The sequence below is a fragment of the Gelria sp. Kuro-4 genome (assembly GCF_019668485.1).
Classification (GTDB): domain Bacteria; phylum Bacillota; class DTU030; order DUMP01; family DUMP01; genus DUMP01.
The window spans coordinates 2,020,001-2,037,682 of the sequence record NZ_AP024619.1 but is presented as its reverse complement, the minus strand read 5'-3'; the positions used below and the strand labels follow the sequence as shown (position 1 = coordinate 2,037,682).

14 protein-coding genes (1 of these 14 running past the window's edge) are annotated in these 17,682 nt (G+C 54.4%); 12 read left to right on the top strand and 2 right to left on the bottom strand.

Annotated features, from left to right (window positions below):
- Positions 1 to 3: 3 nt before the first annotated feature.
- Genes vorB through K5554_RS10185 form a run of 4 tightly spaced genes read left to right on the top strand, consistent with a single transcriptional unit; the run spans position 4 to position 4,460 of the window.
- On the top strand, positions 4 to 1,065 hold the full coding sequence (gene vorB, locus K5554_RS10200) for a 3-methyl-2-oxobutanoate dehydrogenase subunit VorB (RefSeq protein WP_221038373.1): 1,062 nt from the start codon (positions 4 to 6) through the stop codon (positions 1,063 to 1,065).
- Complete coding sequence (locus K5554_RS10195; protein ID WP_221038372.1) at positions 1,066 to 1,806, top strand: thiamine pyrophosphate-dependent enzyme; 741 nt, start codon at positions 1,066 to 1,068, stop codon at positions 1,804 to 1,806.
- Entirely contained in the window at positions 1,806 to 2,336 is a 531-nt protein-coding gene (locus K5554_RS10190; protein ID WP_221038371.1) for a 2-oxoacid:acceptor oxidoreductase family protein, read from the top strand. The genes K5554_RS10195 and K5554_RS10190 overlap by 1 nt, the downstream gene beginning before the upstream one ends.
- A gap of 18 nt (positions 2,337 to 2,354) precedes the next feature.
- Positions 2,355 to 4,460: an acetate--CoA ligase family protein gene (locus tag K5554_RS10185; RefSeq protein ID WP_221038370.1), complete on the top strand. Its 2,106-nt coding sequence runs from the start codon at positions 2,355 to 2,357 to the stop codon at positions 4,458 to 4,460.
- A gap of 99 nt (positions 4,461 to 4,559) precedes the next feature.
- Here the strand turns inward: K5554_RS10185 and K5554_RS10180 are convergent, their stop codons facing one another.
- Both K5554_RS10180 and K5554_RS10175 read right to left on the bottom strand, forming a co-directional pair.
- A complete protein-coding gene (locus tag K5554_RS10180) occupies positions 4,560 to 5,201 on the bottom strand; it encodes a transposase (protein WP_221038369.1) in 642 nt (213 codons plus the stop codon).
- 24 nt (positions 5,202 to 5,225) lie between these two features.
- Positions 5,226 to 5,453 (bottom strand): hypothetical protein, encoded by a 228-nt coding sequence (locus tag K5554_RS10175; protein WP_221038368.1) that lies wholly within the window; start codon positions 5,451 to 5,453, stop codon positions 5,226 to 5,228.
- A 702-nt stretch (positions 5,454 to 6,155) separates the two neighbouring features.
- Here K5554_RS10175 and K5554_RS10170 point away from each other — a divergent pair.
- From K5554_RS10170 to tyrS, 8 genes are all read left to right on the top strand, one after another.
- Positions 6,156 to 7,631 (top strand): L-lactate permease, encoded by a 1,476-nt coding sequence (locus K5554_RS10170; protein WP_221038367.1) that lies wholly within the window; start codon positions 6,156 to 6,158, stop codon positions 7,629 to 7,631.
- A gap of 113 nt (positions 7,632 to 7,744) precedes the next feature.
- Positions 7,745 to 8,809: an Ldh family oxidoreductase gene (locus tag K5554_RS10165; RefSeq protein ID WP_221038366.1), complete on the top strand. Its 1,065-nt coding sequence runs from the start codon at positions 7,745 to 7,747 to the stop codon at positions 8,807 to 8,809.
- Positions 8,810 to 8,893: 84 nt separating this feature from the next.
- Positions 8,894 to 10,168: a lactate racemase domain-containing protein gene (locus K5554_RS10160; RefSeq protein ID WP_221038365.1), complete on the top strand. Its 1,275-nt coding sequence runs from the start codon at positions 8,894 to 8,896 to the stop codon at positions 10,166 to 10,168.
- Between the two features lie 141 nt (positions 10,169 to 10,309).
- Positions 10,310 to 11,320: a C-terminal binding protein gene (locus K5554_RS10155; RefSeq protein ID WP_221038364.1), complete on the top strand. Its 1,011-nt coding sequence runs from the start codon at positions 10,310 to 10,312 to the stop codon at positions 11,318 to 11,320.
- Positions 11,321 to 11,376: 56 nt separating this feature from the next.
- Positions 11,377 to 12,537, top strand: a complete 1,161-nt coding sequence (locus K5554_RS10150) for a hypothetical protein (RefSeq protein ID WP_221038363.1) — start codon at positions 11,377 to 11,379, stop codon at positions 12,535 to 12,537.
- A gap of 78 nt (positions 12,538 to 12,615) precedes the next feature.
- On the top strand, positions 12,616 to 14,283 hold the full coding sequence (ilvD, locus tag K5554_RS10145; RefSeq protein ID WP_221038362.1) for a dihydroxy-acid dehydratase: 1,668 nt from the start codon (positions 12,616 to 12,618) through the stop codon (positions 14,281 to 14,283).
- Between the two features lie 2,130 nt (positions 14,284 to 16,413).
- Complete coding sequence (locus K5554_RS10140; protein ID WP_221038361.1) at positions 16,414 to 16,791, top strand: hypothetical protein; 378 nt, start codon at positions 16,414 to 16,416, stop codon at positions 16,789 to 16,791.
- Between the two features lie 516 nt (positions 16,792 to 17,307).
- Positions 17,308 to 17,682 carry the beginning of a tyrosine--tRNA ligase gene (tyrS, locus tag K5554_RS10135; RefSeq protein WP_370636876.1) on the top strand. It continues 882 nt past the right edge of the window, so only the first 375 of its 1,257 coding nucleotides appear in the window; it begins with the start codon at positions 17,308 to 17,310; its stop codon lies off the right edge, out of view.

Genomic DNA, 17,682 nt, shown 5'->3' with positions numbered 1-17,682 from the left:
GTTTTGCCAAGGCAACTTATGAAAGGCAACGAAGCACTGGCCGAAGCGGCAATTCGTGCCGGTTGCCAAGTTTTCTGTGGTTATCCCATAACCCCTTCAAGCGAAATTCTCGAGTACATGTCCTGGCGACTTCCCGAAGTTGGGGGGCACTTTATCCAGGCTGAATCGGAAGTGTCTGCTATTTCTATGATCTACGGTGCAGCAAGTGCTGGGTTCCGTGCTCTGACAGCGTCTTCCGGGCCTGGTGTTAGCCTCAAACAGGAAGGTATCTCCTATATTGCTGCCGCTGAATTGCCGGCGGTGATCGTCGATGTTCAACGCTACGGTAGTGGACTAGGACTGATTTCCCCCGGGCAGGGAGACTATTTTCAAGCCACTAAAGGCGGTGGGCACGGAGACTACAGACTGCTGGTGCTTGCCCCTGCTTCTATCCAAGAAATGGTTGACCTCGTTGGCTTGGCTTTTGACAAAGCGGAAGAATACCGCAACCCTGCTATGATCCTCAGTGACGGGGCCCTGGGTCAAATGATGGAGCCGGTAGAGCTACCTCCTATGACCGAGCACAACCCCGATAAACCCTGGGCACTACGCGGCAAGGGGAAAGGTAAACCCAAGGTGATTCATACGCCGGTTTACTGGGACCCGGACAACTATGACCGCAATCTGCGAACCAAGTATGCGACTATCGCGGAAAAAGAACAGCGGTACGAGGCTGTTATGTTGGACGATGCGGATATCGTCCTAATAGCTTATGGGATATCTGCCCGGGCTTGTAAGCAAGCGGTTAGCATGGGTCAGAAAAAGGGCGTTAAAGTCGGTCTTCTCCGGCCCATTACCCTTTGGCCCTTCCCAGCAAGAGCCGTTGCCGCTGCGGCTCAAAGCGCGAAGGCGTTCCTTTCTGTAGAGATGAGTGGCCTGGGACAAATGGTGGAAGATGTGCGCCTGGCTGTTAACGGCAAGACCCCTGTTTATTCACTGCCATGCGGGAAGGATGCCCCTACGGCCAACGGGATCCTCAAAATGGTAGAGGGTATTTCGGATGGCTCCATTAAGGAGGTGCTCTAGGTGCCACGGACGTTCGAAGCTCCGAAAACCTTAGTGGCCCCAAGCCGCTTTTGCCCCGGTTGCGGCCACGGGATTATCAACCGACTGGTAGCCGAAGTCTTGGAAGAACTAGGGCTTGAAGAAAAAACTATCGGGGTTCAGGCCGTGGGCTGTGCCTGCCTCATGCGAACCACTTTTCTTGTCGACTGGATACAGGCTCCCCACGGCCGCGCGCCAGCGACGGCCACGGCTATCAAACGGGTACGGCCGGAGAATACCGTTTTCACTTACCAAGGTGACGGTGACCTCGCTGCTATAGGTACCGCTGAAATAATTCACGCTGCTGCCCGCAATGAAAGATTCACCACTATTTTTGTCAACAACGGTGTGTTCGGGATGACTGGGGGCCAGATGGCGCCTACCACACTGCCTGGACAGAAAACGGCTTCTTCTCCGAAGGGACGAGACCCAGATCTGACTGGTATGCCTCTGAAGATATCGGAGATGCTGGCGGTGCTTCCTGTGGCTTACATCGCACGCGGTGGCGTGTTTAGCCCAACGGAAATCCGTAAGACTAAGGGCTATATCCGTAATGCCTTCGAAGCTCAACTCAACCGCGAGGGCTTTTCAATGGTAGAGGTGTTGTCCCCGTGCCCGACAAACTGGCACTTAAGCCCTCGGGATTCTCTCAAAAGGCTCGAGACTGAAGTGGTCCCTTACTACCCCATGGGTGAGCTCGTCAAGAGAGGGGGTTCCAAGTAATGCATGAGATAGTATTTGCCGGCTTTGGCGGCCAGGGCATCCTAGCAGGAGGAGTTATTCTTGCTCAAGCGGCCATGCTGGAAGGACAACACGTCTCCTGGATGCCGTCTTATGGTGCTGAGCAGCGGGGTGGGACGGCCAACTGCACAGTAAAACTGGGCGAAGAGGAAATAGGCAGCCCCTTTTTTGAAAGTCCAGACATCCTCGTCGCCATGAACGAGCCGTCACTGGACAAATTTAAGGACCTTATTAGAGCCGATGGGCTTATCATTGCCAACAGTTCCCTGATTCCGGAAGATAAGTTAAAGAATGACCCAAGGATTGTATCAGTTCCCGTTACAGACGCTGCCAGGGAAGTTGGGGACGTCCGGGCAGCAAACGTAGTTATGCTCGGCGCCCTGCTCAGTAAGGTGCCGATGGTGAGTGACCAGGCTCTGTTGGAAGGAATCAAGGAGTATTTTGGCCAGAAAGGCGAAAAGGTCTTCCTTCTAAATACAGAGGCCTACAAGAAAGGTACCCAGTTAGTCTAGCAAAAGGGAGAGAACAGCATGGATCTGGGGAGCTTGTTACGGCCGAAAACAGTTGCTGTAGTTGGAGCTACGGAAAAACCCGGCTTCGGGGCCAATGCCTGCAAGAACCTTTTGGACTCTAACCTAGGCGAGCGTTTGTATTTTGTGAATCCACGCCGGACAGAGGTTATGGGGAAGAAATGCTTTGCCAGCATTTCCGCAATCCCTGAACCAGTGGACCTGGTAGTTATTTGTACTCCCCGGGACACCGTAAACGCCATTTTAGAAGAAGCAGCCGCACATGATTGCCGGGCGGCGGTGGTTTATGCCAGCGGCTACCGCGAAATGGGCGGTGATGGCGTCCGGGCTGAACAGGAATTGCAGGAGGTAGCGCAAAAACATGGCATAGCTCTCTGTGGCCCTAACTGCGGCGGATTTGTCAACAATGTTGACCAGGTTTGGGCCTTCGGGCTTCCTTTCTACGGGCTTAGCCGCCAGAGTGGCAGCATCGGCCTTATTGCGCAGAGCGGGCAGATCTGCTTACAGCTGATGAATGTTAGCTATATGGGGTATTCGTATGTGATTTCCAGCGGGAACAATACAATCATTGATGCTGTTGACTACCTGGATTTTCTTATTGAGGACGAACAGACCAAAGTAATTGCCCTGTATTTAGAGGGGGTTCGGGAACCTAATCGGTTCGCGCAGGCCCTGGCCAAGGCGGCCCGCTGCCGTAAGCCGGTGGTAGTGCTCAAAACCGGGGTCTCTGATAAAGGACGCCAAATCGCTGCTGCCCACACAGGCTCGCTGGCTGGGTCAGATGCAGCCTTTAATGCGGTCTTTAAGAAGTTTGGGGTAATCCGTGTTAACGATGTTGAGCAATTGTTGACCACGAGTCTGCTATTTAGCAAGCTCAAGGAGCCGCCGAAGAACCCCGGCTTAGCCATCCTTAACCTGTCCGGCGGAGAAACCGCCATTTCCGCTGACCTCTGCCATTTGAACGGTATCAAACTGCCCGACTTCGCCGAGGACACCAAGGCGACGCTGAAAGAAGTGCTGCCGGAATACGCGACACCGAACAACCCTCTGGATATGACTGCTACAGTGGCTTACGATTCCCAGGCCTATCGGAAAACATTGCGGACAATTATGGCTGATCCGAGCATCGGGATGTTGGTCCTGGGCGTTAATGTCCCGGAAACGCTTACTCCCCAGAACCAAATAATACACACCGGTGTGTGTGACGGCGTTGTGAATGTGACCCAGGATCTAGGCAGCAAGCCAATAGTCGTAATTCCTTCCTTGAGCGGTCACCGGGATCCTGGCCTGCGCCAGAAATATGATGCTGCTGGCGTGCCGATCCTGCCCAGTCCGCACTATGGTTTTACGGCCCTCAAACAGCTCACCGATTTTCTGAATTATAACCCCGATGAGGTAACGTTGGAAGTGGCTGCTTTTTCGAGCGGGGTGGCCAAGAGTAGTGGTAGTCTGACTACTCTTTCCGAGCACGAAAGCAAGTTACTGTTGCAGAAGTACGGAGTGCCAGTCTCACATGAATGCATTGCCACGAACGAGAAGGAACTGGTCCATGCCGCTGCAACCATCGGCTACCCAGTTGTCCTCAAAATTGATTCACCCGATACGCCGCACAAGACCGACATCGGCGGAGTTAAGCTCAACATTACTAATGAAGATGAGCTCTTGGCCGGCTACAAGGAGATTATCGCTAGTGTTAAGCGCCACAAGCCCGATGCCCGGATTAACGGCGTGCTGGTCCAAGAGATGTTGGCCAAAGGACTGGAAGCAATTGTGGGCGTTTCCCGGGACGACCAGTTCGGCCCCATGGTATTGGTGGGCCTCGGTGGTGTGTTCGTTGAGGTTTTCAAAGACGTCGCTCTCTACCCTGTACCCTTAACCAAGCTTGAAGCATTGCGCATGATCGACTCTCTGCGGGCTGCCCCTTTGTTCAAAGGGTATCGTGGAAGCGAACTGCTCGATGTGGATGCTCTGGCCAAGGTCATTGTTGCTGTTGGAAGATTGGCCGCTGAAAGAAAACACGAAATCCGTGAACTCGATCTTAATCCGGTGTTTGTCTATCCGAAGGGTAAAGGCGTGAAAGTGGCAGACGCCTTGATAGTTATCTAAGGTGCGGAGCCAAACAAAGCTGGGAATGGACTGGTAAACATTGTAGACTGTTGCGCAGCTCTCTACAGAGTAGGGGCAAAGAAGTAATGCGGTAATATGTCAAGCACAGAAAACATGTTCGAGAGGGGTCGGTTGCGGCAAGAAGGCAATATTCATGATCCCGGCGGTAAAGACACGGCCCAGGCCGGGCACCGAAAGAAGCGGATTGCTGACCGCAGTAAGTTCCCGCTCGATTTGCTTGTCCACCGCCTTGATCTGCTTCTCTACGAAGCGGATGCGGGCCAGGCTGGAGGCCAAGATGGCATTCACCGGCTGCTTGAGCTTGTCCGGCAGGCGATACGAGTTCTGAGCGACCCGCTTCAGCTCCTTGGTCAAACGCCCGGGATCCTCAAAGTGATTCCGGCTCTTTTCTGCAATGAAGCGGGCCAGCTCGTCCACCGACTGGGCAGCAATCTCTTCCACGGAGAAGAACTCAGTTATAACGGCCGTTGAGGCGGCACCGAAGGGGTTCGAGAAAGGCGGCTGCTGAACGAGTCCACTGCACTTGAGAAAGAGGTAAGAGAGAAAGTAGTTCTTCTCCCGGACCACCTGTGTAACCAGGTGGTACCGATAGCGGGTGAGGCGCTGCAGGGGTAGGTAACGGTCGTCAGGCGTAAAGGGATGGGGGAGTCGGCCCAGCCGCAGGCGATCGAGGATGGCTAAAGCGTCTACCGAGTCGTCTTTCCCGCCGTCGGTTGCCATAGCTTTCTTGAACTTGGCGATGAGTTAAGGGTTGAGCAGGTACACCTGGGGATTAAGGTCCTTCAGGAGTTGGTGGCTGCTGAGGACCCAGGCCAGGTGCCAGCTGTAAAGAGAGGTGGCTTCCAGGCCGATGATGAGGGAATCACAACCGAGCTTGGAGGCGGTTTGGCTGAAAGACTGCGCCAAGGTCTGAACTCCGTAAGCGTCGTTGGCCACGCTGGCGTCGGGAGCTACCTTCTCCTTTCCAATCACCCAGGCTGACGCGGTTGACTCGGAGGCCGACATCGATTCCGGCATAAAGCGGGTTGGGCATCATGAGCACCTCCTTTCGCGCAGAGTCGGCCAACTTTGAAGGGACCCCCGTGGGGCCGGCGCACTTCCAACCTCGCCAACAGAATGCACCTGGGGGTGGGGGTGCAGATCCTGAGTTGCTGCGCTCAGGAATCACCTTACCAGGGGCTCAAAATGCGGTCAGGAATCCCGCGCCGGTACCGGGGAAGCAGACTAAATCAAGCGGTGCTGGCCCAACTCAGCTGGGATCATCGCCCGCAAGGAGGAGTAGGAATTATCCTCCAAAGTGTAGCCTAAGCTAACTACTTTGCCGCGGGGGTCCCAAACCATTCTTTGGGAAGATAGGGGCTGTGGATATGCCGCGCCTCTGGACTCTGGGGATAACCCGCTGGGCGGAAGGCCTGCCTGCACTGCTTCTCCCCAGCGAGTGTTCGGCTGCGAGGATAACAGCTTCGCCGGGGTTATCCCCAGGGGTCCACAGGCGCTTGGACAACGCTTCGGCTCCGCCTCGCGTTGCCCACATCTCCACAGCCCCGGCGGCGGTGATCTAAACACTCTTCTTATTGGGGCTTTAGGGAAGGAAAGGGAAACAGCTCTTCTGCTACAAGCTCCTAGTCCGCCGTAAAGGTCGGTCCAAGAACTATATTACGAGGGGGAATCACGGTGGTAGGATTAGCATTGTTGGCGGTTATACCTATTGCTATAGTTTTTCTAGGTATGCTCGTGTTTCACAAGCCGGCGATGATTCTAGGCCCATTGGGTCTGGTCGTCGGTACATTGCTAGCTATGTTCGTGTTTCATGGGGCACCTGACAGAATCCAATTCGCTTTTACGGACGGCGGACTGGAGTCGCTGCGCGTGATCTTCATGTTGTGGGCTGCCTTCACCATACTGGATACGGTGAAGGGATCTGGAGCCATGGAAGTTATCAAAGATGCAATAAAGAAGGTCACCCGGGACAAGCGCATCCTATTGGTCATAATCGCCATGGGGTTTGGTTCCTTCCTGGAAGGTGCTGCCGGCTCAGGGAGTCCGGCAGCGGTCGCTGCCCCAATGCTCATTGGTTTAGGCTACCAGCCCATCGTCGCGGCTACTGCTGCCTTGATATGCAACAGCTTTATCGTCTGCTGGGGGGCGGCAGGTGCGACATTGAACTTCGGAGCTTCAGTGGTTAAGGGAATTATCACCTCGGAAGAAATCAACTTTTGGTTGGGCCGGGCCGTTCCTGTACTTGGCTTTACTCTACCATTCATTTTGATCTGGGCGGTGTTCGGCCGTAAAGGGTTACGCGGGTTAATCCCAAACCTGCTTGTTGCTGGCCTGAGTTTTGGTGCCGCTGTCATGTTCGCTTCTACGTTCCTCGGCCCAGAAGTTGTCGGCATGACTACCGGTTTGGTGACAATGATCATGGTGGGGGTTTCTGCCCGCTGGTTTACAAAGTCCGTTCCCGAAGAGTATCTCCTGGCAGGGTCCAACGTGGATCTATCCCGGATAAACATGCCGTTGTGGCGGGCCATGTCGCCGTACCTGCTAGTCTTAATCATGCTTCCCTTGGTACGCAACACCGTTCCCTACAAGACTTTGACGCAATATGGCTATTTGACATGGATCGCAGTTGTCCTTTGGATCTGCTGCATAGCCGGCAGTCTCCTCCTCGGGGTCAAGACTGGTGAACTGAGCTGCTACGCGCGAAGGACGTTCCGCCGGATGATACCTTCCTTTATAGCGTTGGGAAGTCTCTTGACTCTGGCCCGGGTCATGCGCTTTAGCGGGATGATGGAGGCTCTGGCAGTTGCTTTGGGCACAGCCGTTGGCCGGACGTATCCTTTCGCAGCACTGGCCATCGGGACGCTGGGCGCCTATATTGCCGGGACGTCTGCAACGTCCAACCTCATGTTCAACGGCTTGCACGTTACAGCTGCCAAACACGTGGGCTTAGTTCCTCTCCAGCCAGTCATCATGCAGCACCTCGGGTCGGCCATCGGCAACATGATCTGTACCCACAACATCGTGGCCGTGGCGGCAACAGTTGGATTGCTAGGCCAAGAGGGAGATATCCTGCGGAAAGTACTGAAGCCCTTTATAGTCGTGTTCCTGACCACAGCGGTGATCGGCTATTTAATTACCTTGACTATTTGAGTGTCGCTTTAGAGTCCTGGCGGCTTCTTCAACAGCCGCGTTCTTACAGCCAGATATGAAGAAGGGCCAAGCGCGCCAAGAGATATCAGAAGTTTGGGAAAGGGGTCTATAACGTGATAGTTGTCAGCGAAGAAAAACTTAGGAATTTAGCATTCAGGTTGCTGTGCGCTTTAGGGATCCCTACCGAAGACGCGTCTGTAGGTGCCGACGTGCTTCTCGCCTCCGACCTCAGGGGGGTTGACTCTCATGGGGTGGCTCGATTGCAACTCTATTATCGCCGCTTAAGGAAAGACCTCATTAACCGTACGCCAACACTCAAGGTAATCCAAGACTCTGGCAGCGCAGTAGTGCTCGATGCTGACAACGGTCTTGGCATTTGTACAGCACCTAGGGCTATGAAACTCTGCATAGAAAGGGCTAAAGAACATGGCATAGCCTCTGTTGCTACCCGCAACACCAACCATTTTGGCATTGCTGGCTACTATGCCCTGATGGCAACCGAAGAAAACATGATTGGTCTGGTTGCTGCCAACACAACTCCATTTATGGCTCCTTTTGGCGGCAGTGAACGGTTATTGGGCACCAACCCAATAGCTATTGGGGTTCCCGGAGAGCAATTTCCCATCGTCCTGGATATGGCAACAAGCATCGTAGCTGTTGGCAAACTGCAGATCGCCATCCGCAAGCAGGAAAGGATTCCCTTGGGGTGGCTGCTTGACAAGGAAGGTAAGCCGACGGATAACCCGAAGGCCCTCTGGGAGGGAGGATCCCTCCTCCCCATGGCGGGCCCGAAAGGCTATGGGCTGGCTGTTATGGTCGACCTCTTGGCCGCGTTACTGGCAGGAGCAGCCGTGGGGCGAGATATTGGCGACCTGATGATTGACGACCGTCCCGAGCGCATTGGGCACTTTATGCTGGCAATGGACGTGGGTAGATTCCAGGATGTAGAGCGATTCAAGGAAGCTGTAGACGCCTACATTGCGATGATAAAGAGATCCAGGCCCGCTGAAGGGGTGAACGAGATCTTCCTGCCGGGCGAGATCGAGATATTGAAAGCCAAAGAGCGCAAGGAGAAGGGAATTCCACTCAACCCGGTGGTTGCGCAGAATTTGCTGGAGTTCGCTCGCACCTTGGGGATTGCCAGCGGGTTTGATACCTTTGAAGACTTGATAAAGTAGCGGGGCTGTACAAGGGCGGGGCGGCTTCCTGGAGACGCCGCTCTCCTTCTCCTGATTTTGCCGCGGTCAAATGGAGGTAGTGGAATGGCGATCATCTACGGCGGATTCGACGTTGAATTTCCACGGATGGTCAAGGTACGTCAACGGTTCCGGTCTGACAGGATAGCAAATGTCCGGCAAGTGATTTTGCAGGAGTTAGACTGCGAAGAGATACGCGGCCGTTTTCGCCAAGGGCAGCGCATAGCCGTTGCTGTTGGCAGCAGGGGTATCGCCAGCATAGCGGAGATCACCAAAACCGTAATTGACAAACTCAAGGGGTTAGGTACTCATCCCTTTATTATCCCAGCCATGGGTAGTCATGGCGGTGCCAATCCGGATGGGCAAAAGGAGGTGTTGATGAGCTACGGCATCACGGAAGCGACGATGGGGGCGCCGATTGAAGCCAGCATGGAGGTGATTCAGCTTGGCACTACCGCCAGCGGCACGCCGGTCTTTTTCAGCAAGCCTGCTTACGAGGCGGACGGCGTGGTGGTGGTGAACAGGGTTAAGAACCATACTAATTTCCGTGGGCCTGTAGAGAGCGGCCTTATGAAGATGCTGGTGATAGGCCTGGGTAAGCACAAAGGGGCAACGTACGTTCACAAACAGGGCTTCGAGCGTTTCGCGCAACTCATTCCTGAAGTTGGGCGAGCGATCATCGAACGCGCCCCCATTACCTGCGGCTTGGCCCTGGTAGAGAACGGCTATCACGAGCAGATGCTCATTCGGGCGGTTACTCCGGATAAGTTCGAAGCTACGGATATGGAACTGTTGGATATTGCCCATGCGGCCATGCCGCGGATTTTATTCGACGCCATCGACGTGCTCATCGTTGAGAAGATCGGGAAGAACATCAGCGGAAGTGGAATGGACCCTAACGTTACCGGCAGATTTTCTGAACCCTTTATGATGGCCTTGCGGCCTGAGCCGCGGGTACAGAAAGTAGTAGTGCTGGGGCTAACCAAGGAGTCACACGGGAACGCCATCGGCTTGGGCTCGGCCGATGTTACCACGACCAGCGTAATTGCCCAAATCGATAAAGAGAAGACGTACGCCAATGCCATTACTTCGACCATCCTGCGCGGTGGGGCGATACCGATGGCACTGGACAACGACCTGCAGGCTATTGCTGTGGCCCTAAAGACGTGTAATCGTATCGAGCCGTCGGAGGCAAAAGTCGTACGTATTAGAACAACAGCCAACTTGGACGAGATTGAAATTTCCGAGAGCCTTTTGCCGGAAGCGGAAGCGAATGACAACATCGAGATTAGCGGGCAATTACGGCCCATGGCCTTTATCGATGACGGTCGGCTGCTTTAAGATAGTGTGCTTGCCTGAGTGGGTGGAGACGCTTGGGGTGCATTTGCAGGCTCCGTTACGGGCGTGTGGCCACTGGGTGCGGCAGATTGCGTATTGGTGGTCTATACACAAAACGAGATATCTACACAGGGGGAAGTTAAGATGGCGGAAAAGAAAAAGGTTGTCGTGGCGGCGGGAGCAAACTTTACGGGTCGGGAGCTCATCAAGAATTATCTCCTTACGGAGTACCCTGACGCGATCGTAAACTTTGTGGACATTCTTCCGGAGAAGGAATTCATACAGGCTGCCCAAGGGGCAGAGGTGGTTCTTTCCCAGCACCAAAAGATGTCGGAGCGCATTTACGAGGCCTTGCCTGAGCTGCGCGCTTTTTGCGCCATTGGTATTGGCTTTAACGCGGCTGATGTCCCGGCGGCCACGCGGCACGGCGTTATTGTCACAAACGTACCCGACTACTGTACGGACGAGGTTGCCAGCCATACCGTCGCGCTCATCCTGGCCATGCAACGTGGCCTTTACAAGCAGGTGCCATGGATCAAAGATGGCCACTGGGACATTAAAGCCATCATCCCAAGACGTCGGTTCAAAGACAGTACGGTAGGGTTGTTTGGTTTCGGCGGCATAGCCCGCAACGTTGCGCGTAAACTGAGCGGCTTTGAGGTAAACATCATTGCCTGCGACCCCTACGTATCCCCGGAACAAGCTGCCGAATACAATGCGCAAATGGTTGAGTGGGGCGAACTCATAGAACATTCAGACATTCTGTCATTGCACGCGCCCTTGCTCCCATCGACAAAAGGAAAACTCAACGAAGAGGCCTTACGGAGAATGAAACCGCATGCGTACGTCGTGAACTGCGCCCGCGGCGAGCTTATTGACCGCGAGGCCTTGTACAAGGCCTTGACGGAAAACTGGATTGCCGGCGCGGCGTTGGACGTTGTCTACAACGAACCGGTTCCCGACGAATTCGATAAGAAATTGATTGCGCTACCGAATGTTTGGGCCACCGGTCATTCTGCTTTCTATTCAGTGGAAGCCTACGATGAACTCATGCGTAAGGCGGCCAATGAGGCAGGGAGGGCTTTGCGGGGCGAAAAGCCCAGATGCTGTGTTAACAAGGATGTGTTAGCACATATTAAATGGTTTGCTGAGTAGTTTCTCAATTGTCAAAAGGTAACACGGTTGGAACAGCCAGTTTGGAGGGGAGTGTGGTGATAGTGTTGAAGAAGTGGGGCGGACCGGCGCTGGCTGTAGCCATGGTTTGGTTCACCACTCACTTTGGAGGCGGGTTCGCTTCCGGCAGGCAAATTGTTGAGTTTTATGTACAGTTCGGCTGGTATGCTGTTTTCTTCCCGTTAGTAGCCCAGGCGATAACCGCTTTAATCTTTTACTACCTCTTATGCTTTACCATCGTTTACAAAACTTACGACTACGCAAGTTGGGCGCATAAGTTCTATCACCCTTACGACAAAGTATTGGCGCCGATTTATGAGATCCGTTACCTTGCAGGCATGTTCATCGTTACCGCTGTCGTCTTTGCGACTGCAGCTGCAACATTAGCAAAGTTGTCGGGATTACCTTATGTTTCCTGCGCAGTTATATCTGCAGCGACAGTTTTCCTGCTAACAATTTATGGATCAGAAGTTGTCAGGTCTGCTGCCAATGCCTTCGCAGCGGTAATAGTTGTTGGCCTCCTCATCTTGTACGGTTCCAATATCCTCGCTAATCTAGATGGTATTGCTGGTGTTCTGGCCGCCCGCCCGGCACCGCGCGGCTTTTGGCTGCCCTTCTGGGAAGCTGTTTCCTACGCCAGCTATCAAGCGGGAGTTGGAACTTGGTGTGCAGTAGCTGAGGTCATTAAGACCAAGGAAGAAGCCAAAAGAGCGGCGATCTTGGGCTTTCTGGCCAATGGGGTTCTGTTACAACTGGCTACACTGGGCATCTTGGGTCACTATCCGCAGATTCTGGAGGAAGTAGTGCCGACGCTTTACATGGTAGAACACGGAGTTGGCGGAAACCTCGGCAAGTTACTAGTGTCGCTACTTATTATCATCGGGGCTCTCTCTACGGCGGTCAACGTAGTCTACGGAGCCACCAAGAGGTTGGTGCTCATTCTTACCAAGGGGAAAGCCACAGACCGCAAGAGCAACATGCTTGCCTCGGCCCTTTATGTTGCGATCAGCTGGGGGCTTGCGCTGTTTGGCCTAATCCCGCTCGTCTCTAAAGGTTACAATCTCATGGGCTATACAACCATTCCGTTAGTAGTAATGCCGTTCCTGTATTGGGGCATCAGGCACAGCAACAGATCGCTTTCTCTTAACGACAGACAACTGGATGTGGTGGTCAAGGGACAACCGTCCATACGCTGTTGAGAAGGGAACATAAATCCTTAAGGGGCGGAGTATGCCCCCTCTCTGCCGGCCTAATGTCCAGGAAGGAGGACAAGATTGATGTTCTGGCGAAGTAAAGAGATACTAAAGTTCCCTGAAAGGGCTGGTACGCGTGCCCTGTTAAAGTCCATGGGCTATACTGATTACGATTTGGAGAGACCGTTGATCGGCATCGCTAACTCTTGGAGTACGATTGTTCCCGGCCATTACAACCTGCGCCAGGTTGCTGCCGCTGTCAGGGACGGTATTCGCCAGGCTGGCGGCACACCGGTGGAGTTTGGCGTAATTGGGGTTTGCGACGGAATCGCCAATGGGCACATCGGCATGCATTATGTTCTACCCACGCGTGACCTCATTGCACACAGTATCGAGATGATGGTGCAAGCCCATCGCCTTGATGGTGTAGTTCTCTTGGGCTCTTGTGACAAGATCGTACCAGGTATGCTCATGGCAGCGGCCCGCCTCAACGTCCCTGCCATACTCGTTCCCGGGGGTAACATGCAAGGCGGCCCTTACTTTGACGGCCGAAAGTCTGATGTTACGACGTTAAGCGAGGCCCTTGGAGTGCTTAAAGCGGGGAAAATCTCGGAAGAACAGCTTGCGGGCTTGGAGGAAGCAGTTGCCCCGGGATGTGGCTCATGTGCCTTTCTTGGTACCGCAAACACTATGTGTTGTCTGGCTGAAGCTATGGGTATGACTCTCCCGTTTGCAGGTACAGCCCCGGCTACTTCTGCTGCCCGCATGCGACTGGCACAAGAATCGGGTCGCGCTATCGTCAACTTGATAAAGAAAGGCATTACGGCCCGCCAAATCATGACCCGTGGGTCTCTTATGAATGCGATCAAGGTTAGCATGGCTATGGGCGGGTCAACGAACTCTGTTCTTCACATTCCGGCTATAGCTTACGAAGCGGAACTGAATATATCTGTTGACGCCTTTGACACGCTAAGCAGAACAACTCCCCAGATAGCCAGGATATATCCAGCAGGCCCAGCAAATATCTTAGATTTCCACGAAGCCGGAGGGGTGCCGGCTGTAATGAGGGAGATTTCATCCCTGCTCGAATTGGATGTAATGACGGTGACAAGTAAGACCGTTGGACAAAACATTGAGGCTGCGAAGACTATAAACCGAGATATCATTAGATCCCTAGAGAACCCATTTAATAGGGAAGGTGGTCTAGCTATTCTCCGTGGGAACTTGGCACCCAATACAGCTGTAACCAAGCCAGCAGCTATTCACCCTTCTATGTGGACCTTTGCAGGTTGCGCTAAGGTGTTTGACTCTGAAGAAGCAGCAAACGAGGCTATTCTAAACGGGAAAATACACGAAGGTGACGTGGTGGTCATTCGATATGAGGGGCCAAAAGGCGGGCCTGGTATGCGAGAAATGTACAGAGCGATGAAAATCCTGTACGGGCTAGGTCTGGCTTTGAAGACGGCTCTCATAACTGATGGCAGGTTTTCTGGAACCAATAACGGCTGTTTTGTTGGTCATATATCTCCCGAAGCAGCAGAAGGTGGACCGCTGGCTGCTGTCCGCGACGGTGACATAATCACGATAGATATTCCTAATCGCAACCTCAGAGTTCACTTGGAAGAAAAAGAGATACAGCAACGTTTGGCAGCCTGGCAAAAACCAGAACCCCAAATTAAAGAGGGCTACCTAGCCCTCTACAGTCGTCTTGCTGAATCCGCCAATGAAGGAGCGATCATTAGATACCGCTAGGCCAGGGCACAGGTAGATCTGTCTAGTCGCTGGGCAGGCTCCAACACGGTTTTTCTTAATGCGCTGGGCATGGGTGTGGTGCTATGGTTGAGTAACTCTGGGACGGGGAAGACCGATTTGGCCAATTGCGGCACGTACCAGATCTGCTATTCTGGGTACACCACCCGGGTTTACATTACTGGCTAACTGGTGACCGACTTGGCGGAAGCCAGCCAGCAAGGCTGGCTCAGCGCCCTGCAAACGAGGCTGATGAGGGCTGAGTCATTCACTCATGAGATGTCTACATCAGCTTCGGACAGGCCAGTGCGGAATTGCTTCTCCAGGTAAGCTCCAACCGTACGAACGCGGAAGCGTGCTGATCAACACCAATCCGGACTTTTCCCATTGGAGGGATCTGTTCGAAGACGCCACCCTGCCTGCTGTCCTGGTGACCGCTTGCCTTATCGCGTTATCATGCTCGATATGAATGGGGGAATCGTACCGGCCAAAGCAGACCCAGGCACAACGGAAAGAGGTGTAACGAGCATACGTATGCCCTGCTCCCTTCCCGGGGGGTGGAAAATGCAGTGCGGATTGGCGCTGTGCGTGATGTTGGCGATGGACCTGGGCAGGATAACGAAAAAGCAGGCCGATAGGCGGCGAACGGGAACAGCAGACATTCCACCTACTCGGTGTCTGCTTGCCTGCACAGCCATAAAAATCGAAAGGCCGATGGGGAGATAACTCTCCTCATCGGCTGCGCCCGGCATGGGGCGCTGTCTGTAATGGAAAGTCCGTGCGGCCGATGGGCGACGGCTTGTGAGATGAAAGGGGCGGGTTGCTACCAGCGTCCCTAACATCATTTTGTATGAATTACAATATTACCAAATCGGCTCTTGCCGACTGGCGGAAATGCATAGCAATCGCGCCAGTACAGATCTAGGAGAGTCTCACGGCAAGAGTTAGTAGACCTCACAGCTGATGCTGCCAATAACGGCCGTCTACTTCAATGTGGCGACGGTCGAACAGTTTGGTGAGCAGCATCACGAGCACAGCTTGCACCAGGCACGCGCGTCCCGCGCTCATGTCACCCCCAACGCTCATAGCCCACACTGTGAGTTTGGGTTGCTTTGCCTGGGTCAAGCTTGGGGTGCCCATGCTGCCTGGTACATATGTCGTGGTTCAGGCAGCTCTCTCCGGAAGCGAGGCCTATAACGGCTGGATGGTATTTGCTCTCCGTGGACTGGCCGCGCTTTTTAGCCTGGCAACCGTGAGCAATGTGGTGCTAGCCCTAACTCGACCGTAAGCCAAAGATGAAAGGAAGGTGAGCGCCGTGGATGGCCCCCAGTGGGAAAAAGGAGAGAGAGCACTCGGTATTCCTGCTGGGTACGATGTCTCTGAGCGGAGGTCTGTGGCTGGGAAATCCCAGAACTGTCAGGCATGCTGTTAGCGGGGAGAGGGAACCGTGCCCTGCTGTTGGTCCCTGCTCCTGGCCGGTTTTCCGGCTGGCTGGGTAGCAGGAGGCCGTGTTCCGAAGACATTTCTACCACTAGGGCTGGCTATGGCCAGGGCCTTTCTGGTGCCCATGCTGGCCTGGTTCGTGGGTTCCTGCCCTGGAGCAATGTTTCTATGTTCACCTCCTTTCGCTTTCACCCCTGTAGGTGCGGCGAAAGGAGCTTTTTTGCCCACAAGAGGGACGGCAAAAGAAAGAAGGTGATTGTATGTCAAGGCTCATTGTCCCGCGGCCGGAGGATTCGGGCTGCGAGAGACCAGAACTGGTCGGTTCCGATAGGGAAGTCCTGTACTCGTTCAGCGGCGGGGAACCCGTCGAGCTTTTGCTTGGCGGACGCTGGATGCGATTTCGATGGGCTCGTGGTTGGTATGTCACTGATGGGGGCAGAGCAGTTCCGTTCCGTTGCGGGCGGAGGCGCGCAAAGTTCACGGTTCTTGGCCGGCGGGGTGTACGCCCGTGCCGGTCTTTTTTCGCGTAAGTTAATCGCATAAGAAGCATTTTACGAAATAAAACCCCCGGGATCTTTCGCATAAGGCTCGTTTTTAGGGGGCTAACGGACAAAAATTGTTTCGCATAAGATATTGGCAAATACTAGTAGCAGGGGTGGGGTTCAGGATTAGAAAGACGAAGCCGATAGGGTGGCGATCAAGCTGCAGCGGGCCGCCGCCCGGCAGGCCGAAATCCGCATCTTTGTGGTCTACGAAGGCAAAGAGGACGTCGGAACCAAGAAGAAGCCGCGGCGCGTGCTCAAGGAAAAGCACCAGGTCGCCGGTCTCGTAAGCGGCAAGGTGATCTGGGCAGAAGCTAGTGCCGCCTTTGGAGAAGTCTGGGATAGTATCGTCGCGCGGCGGATGAAGCGCCGCGGAGCCCGCTGGGGGCTTAAGGGAGGCGACTACGAGTCCCGCCTTCTGACGCTGCAGGAAGAGGGAGCCTTCGAAAACCTCTTGAAGCATACTCGGCCCCTGGACACCGAGAGGATTACCAACCTGACCCAACGGATGACCGACCGGAACTAAGCAACTAGCAAGAAGGGCAAAGAGGAAGGGGAGTGGCTTAAGGCGATCGTTCCAGCCCTCAGCGGCCCCTCGGCCGACGAGGCCTGGATGAAGCACGTGCTTCGGCCGCTGGTGGAAGCCGGTTACGTTGCCTGATATGTTCCCATCCATCAATCTCGGGATTTGGGTGCAATCTTGCCTACTAGGTCTTGACACTAACCGTGGAATGCGGAACGTTGCCAAGCCCTTTTGGGCTGTGGTATAATAAAGACTATAAATTGCAGGGCGAGGATGGGGACACGGGTTTACCGGCTACTGGACAGAGAGCTGGCGGTGGCTGCAAGCCAGCCAGACCGGTAAGCGAAGCTACACCCCGGAGCGGGCGGTGAAAAATGGGTGCACCGGGAGATGACCGGGGCAACCCAACAAGCCGCTCCGGTCACCCGCCGTTATCGGGAAGAGCTGGCCCTTACGGCCAAGTAGGGTGGTACCGCGCGAAGCAAGTCTTCTCGTCCCTTGGGACGGAGGGCTTTTTTTATGTCACCGCTGTTTACTGTAGAGGAAGGAGAAGTGATTATGGACCTGGAAGGACAAATGGAAGTCTTTCTGCGCGGCACGGCCGAGGTGATTTCGCCGGAAGAGCTCAAGGAGAAGCTGGTCCGCGCAGACAGAGAGGGGCGGCCGCTCAGAATCAAGCTGGGAGTCGACCCCTCCGCACCGGACATTCACCTGGGCCATACGGTGCCGCTGCGCAAGATGCGCCAGCTGCAGGAGCTGGGCCACCAGATTATTTTTCTCGTGGGGGATTTTACCGGACGCATCGGCGATCCCACCGGCCGCTCCGAGACGCGCAAACAGCTGAGTGAAGAGCAGATCAAGGAGAATGCCAAGAGCTACACGGCGCAGGTCTTT

What these genes read in the sequence shown, in the direction of transcription:
- K5554_RS10190 (WP_221038371.1), top strand. Translation starts at nt 1,806, where the DNA reads ATGCATGAGATAGTATTTGCCGGCTTTGGCGGCCAGGGCATCCTAGCA.
- K5554_RS10185 (WP_221038370.1), top strand. Translation starts at nt 2,355, where the DNA reads ATGGATCTGGGGAGCTTGTTACGGCCGAAAACAGTTGCTGTAGTTGGA.
- K5554_RS10180 (WP_221038369.1), bottom strand. Translation starts at nt 5,201, where the DNA reads ATGGCAACCGACGGCGGGAAAGACGACTCGGTAGACGCTTTAGCCATC.
- K5554_RS10160 (WP_221038365.1), top strand. Translation starts at nt 8,894, where the DNA reads ATGGCGATCATCTACGGCGGATTCGACGTTGAATTTCCACGGATGGTC.
- K5554_RS10155 (WP_221038364.1), top strand. Translation starts at nt 10,310, where the DNA reads ATGGCGGAAAAGAAAAAGGTTGTCGTGGCGGCGGGAGCAAACTTTACG.
- ilvD (WP_221038362.1), top strand. Translation starts at nt 12,616, where the DNA reads ATGTTCTGGCGAAGTAAAGAGATACTAAAGTTCCCTGAAAGGGCTGGT.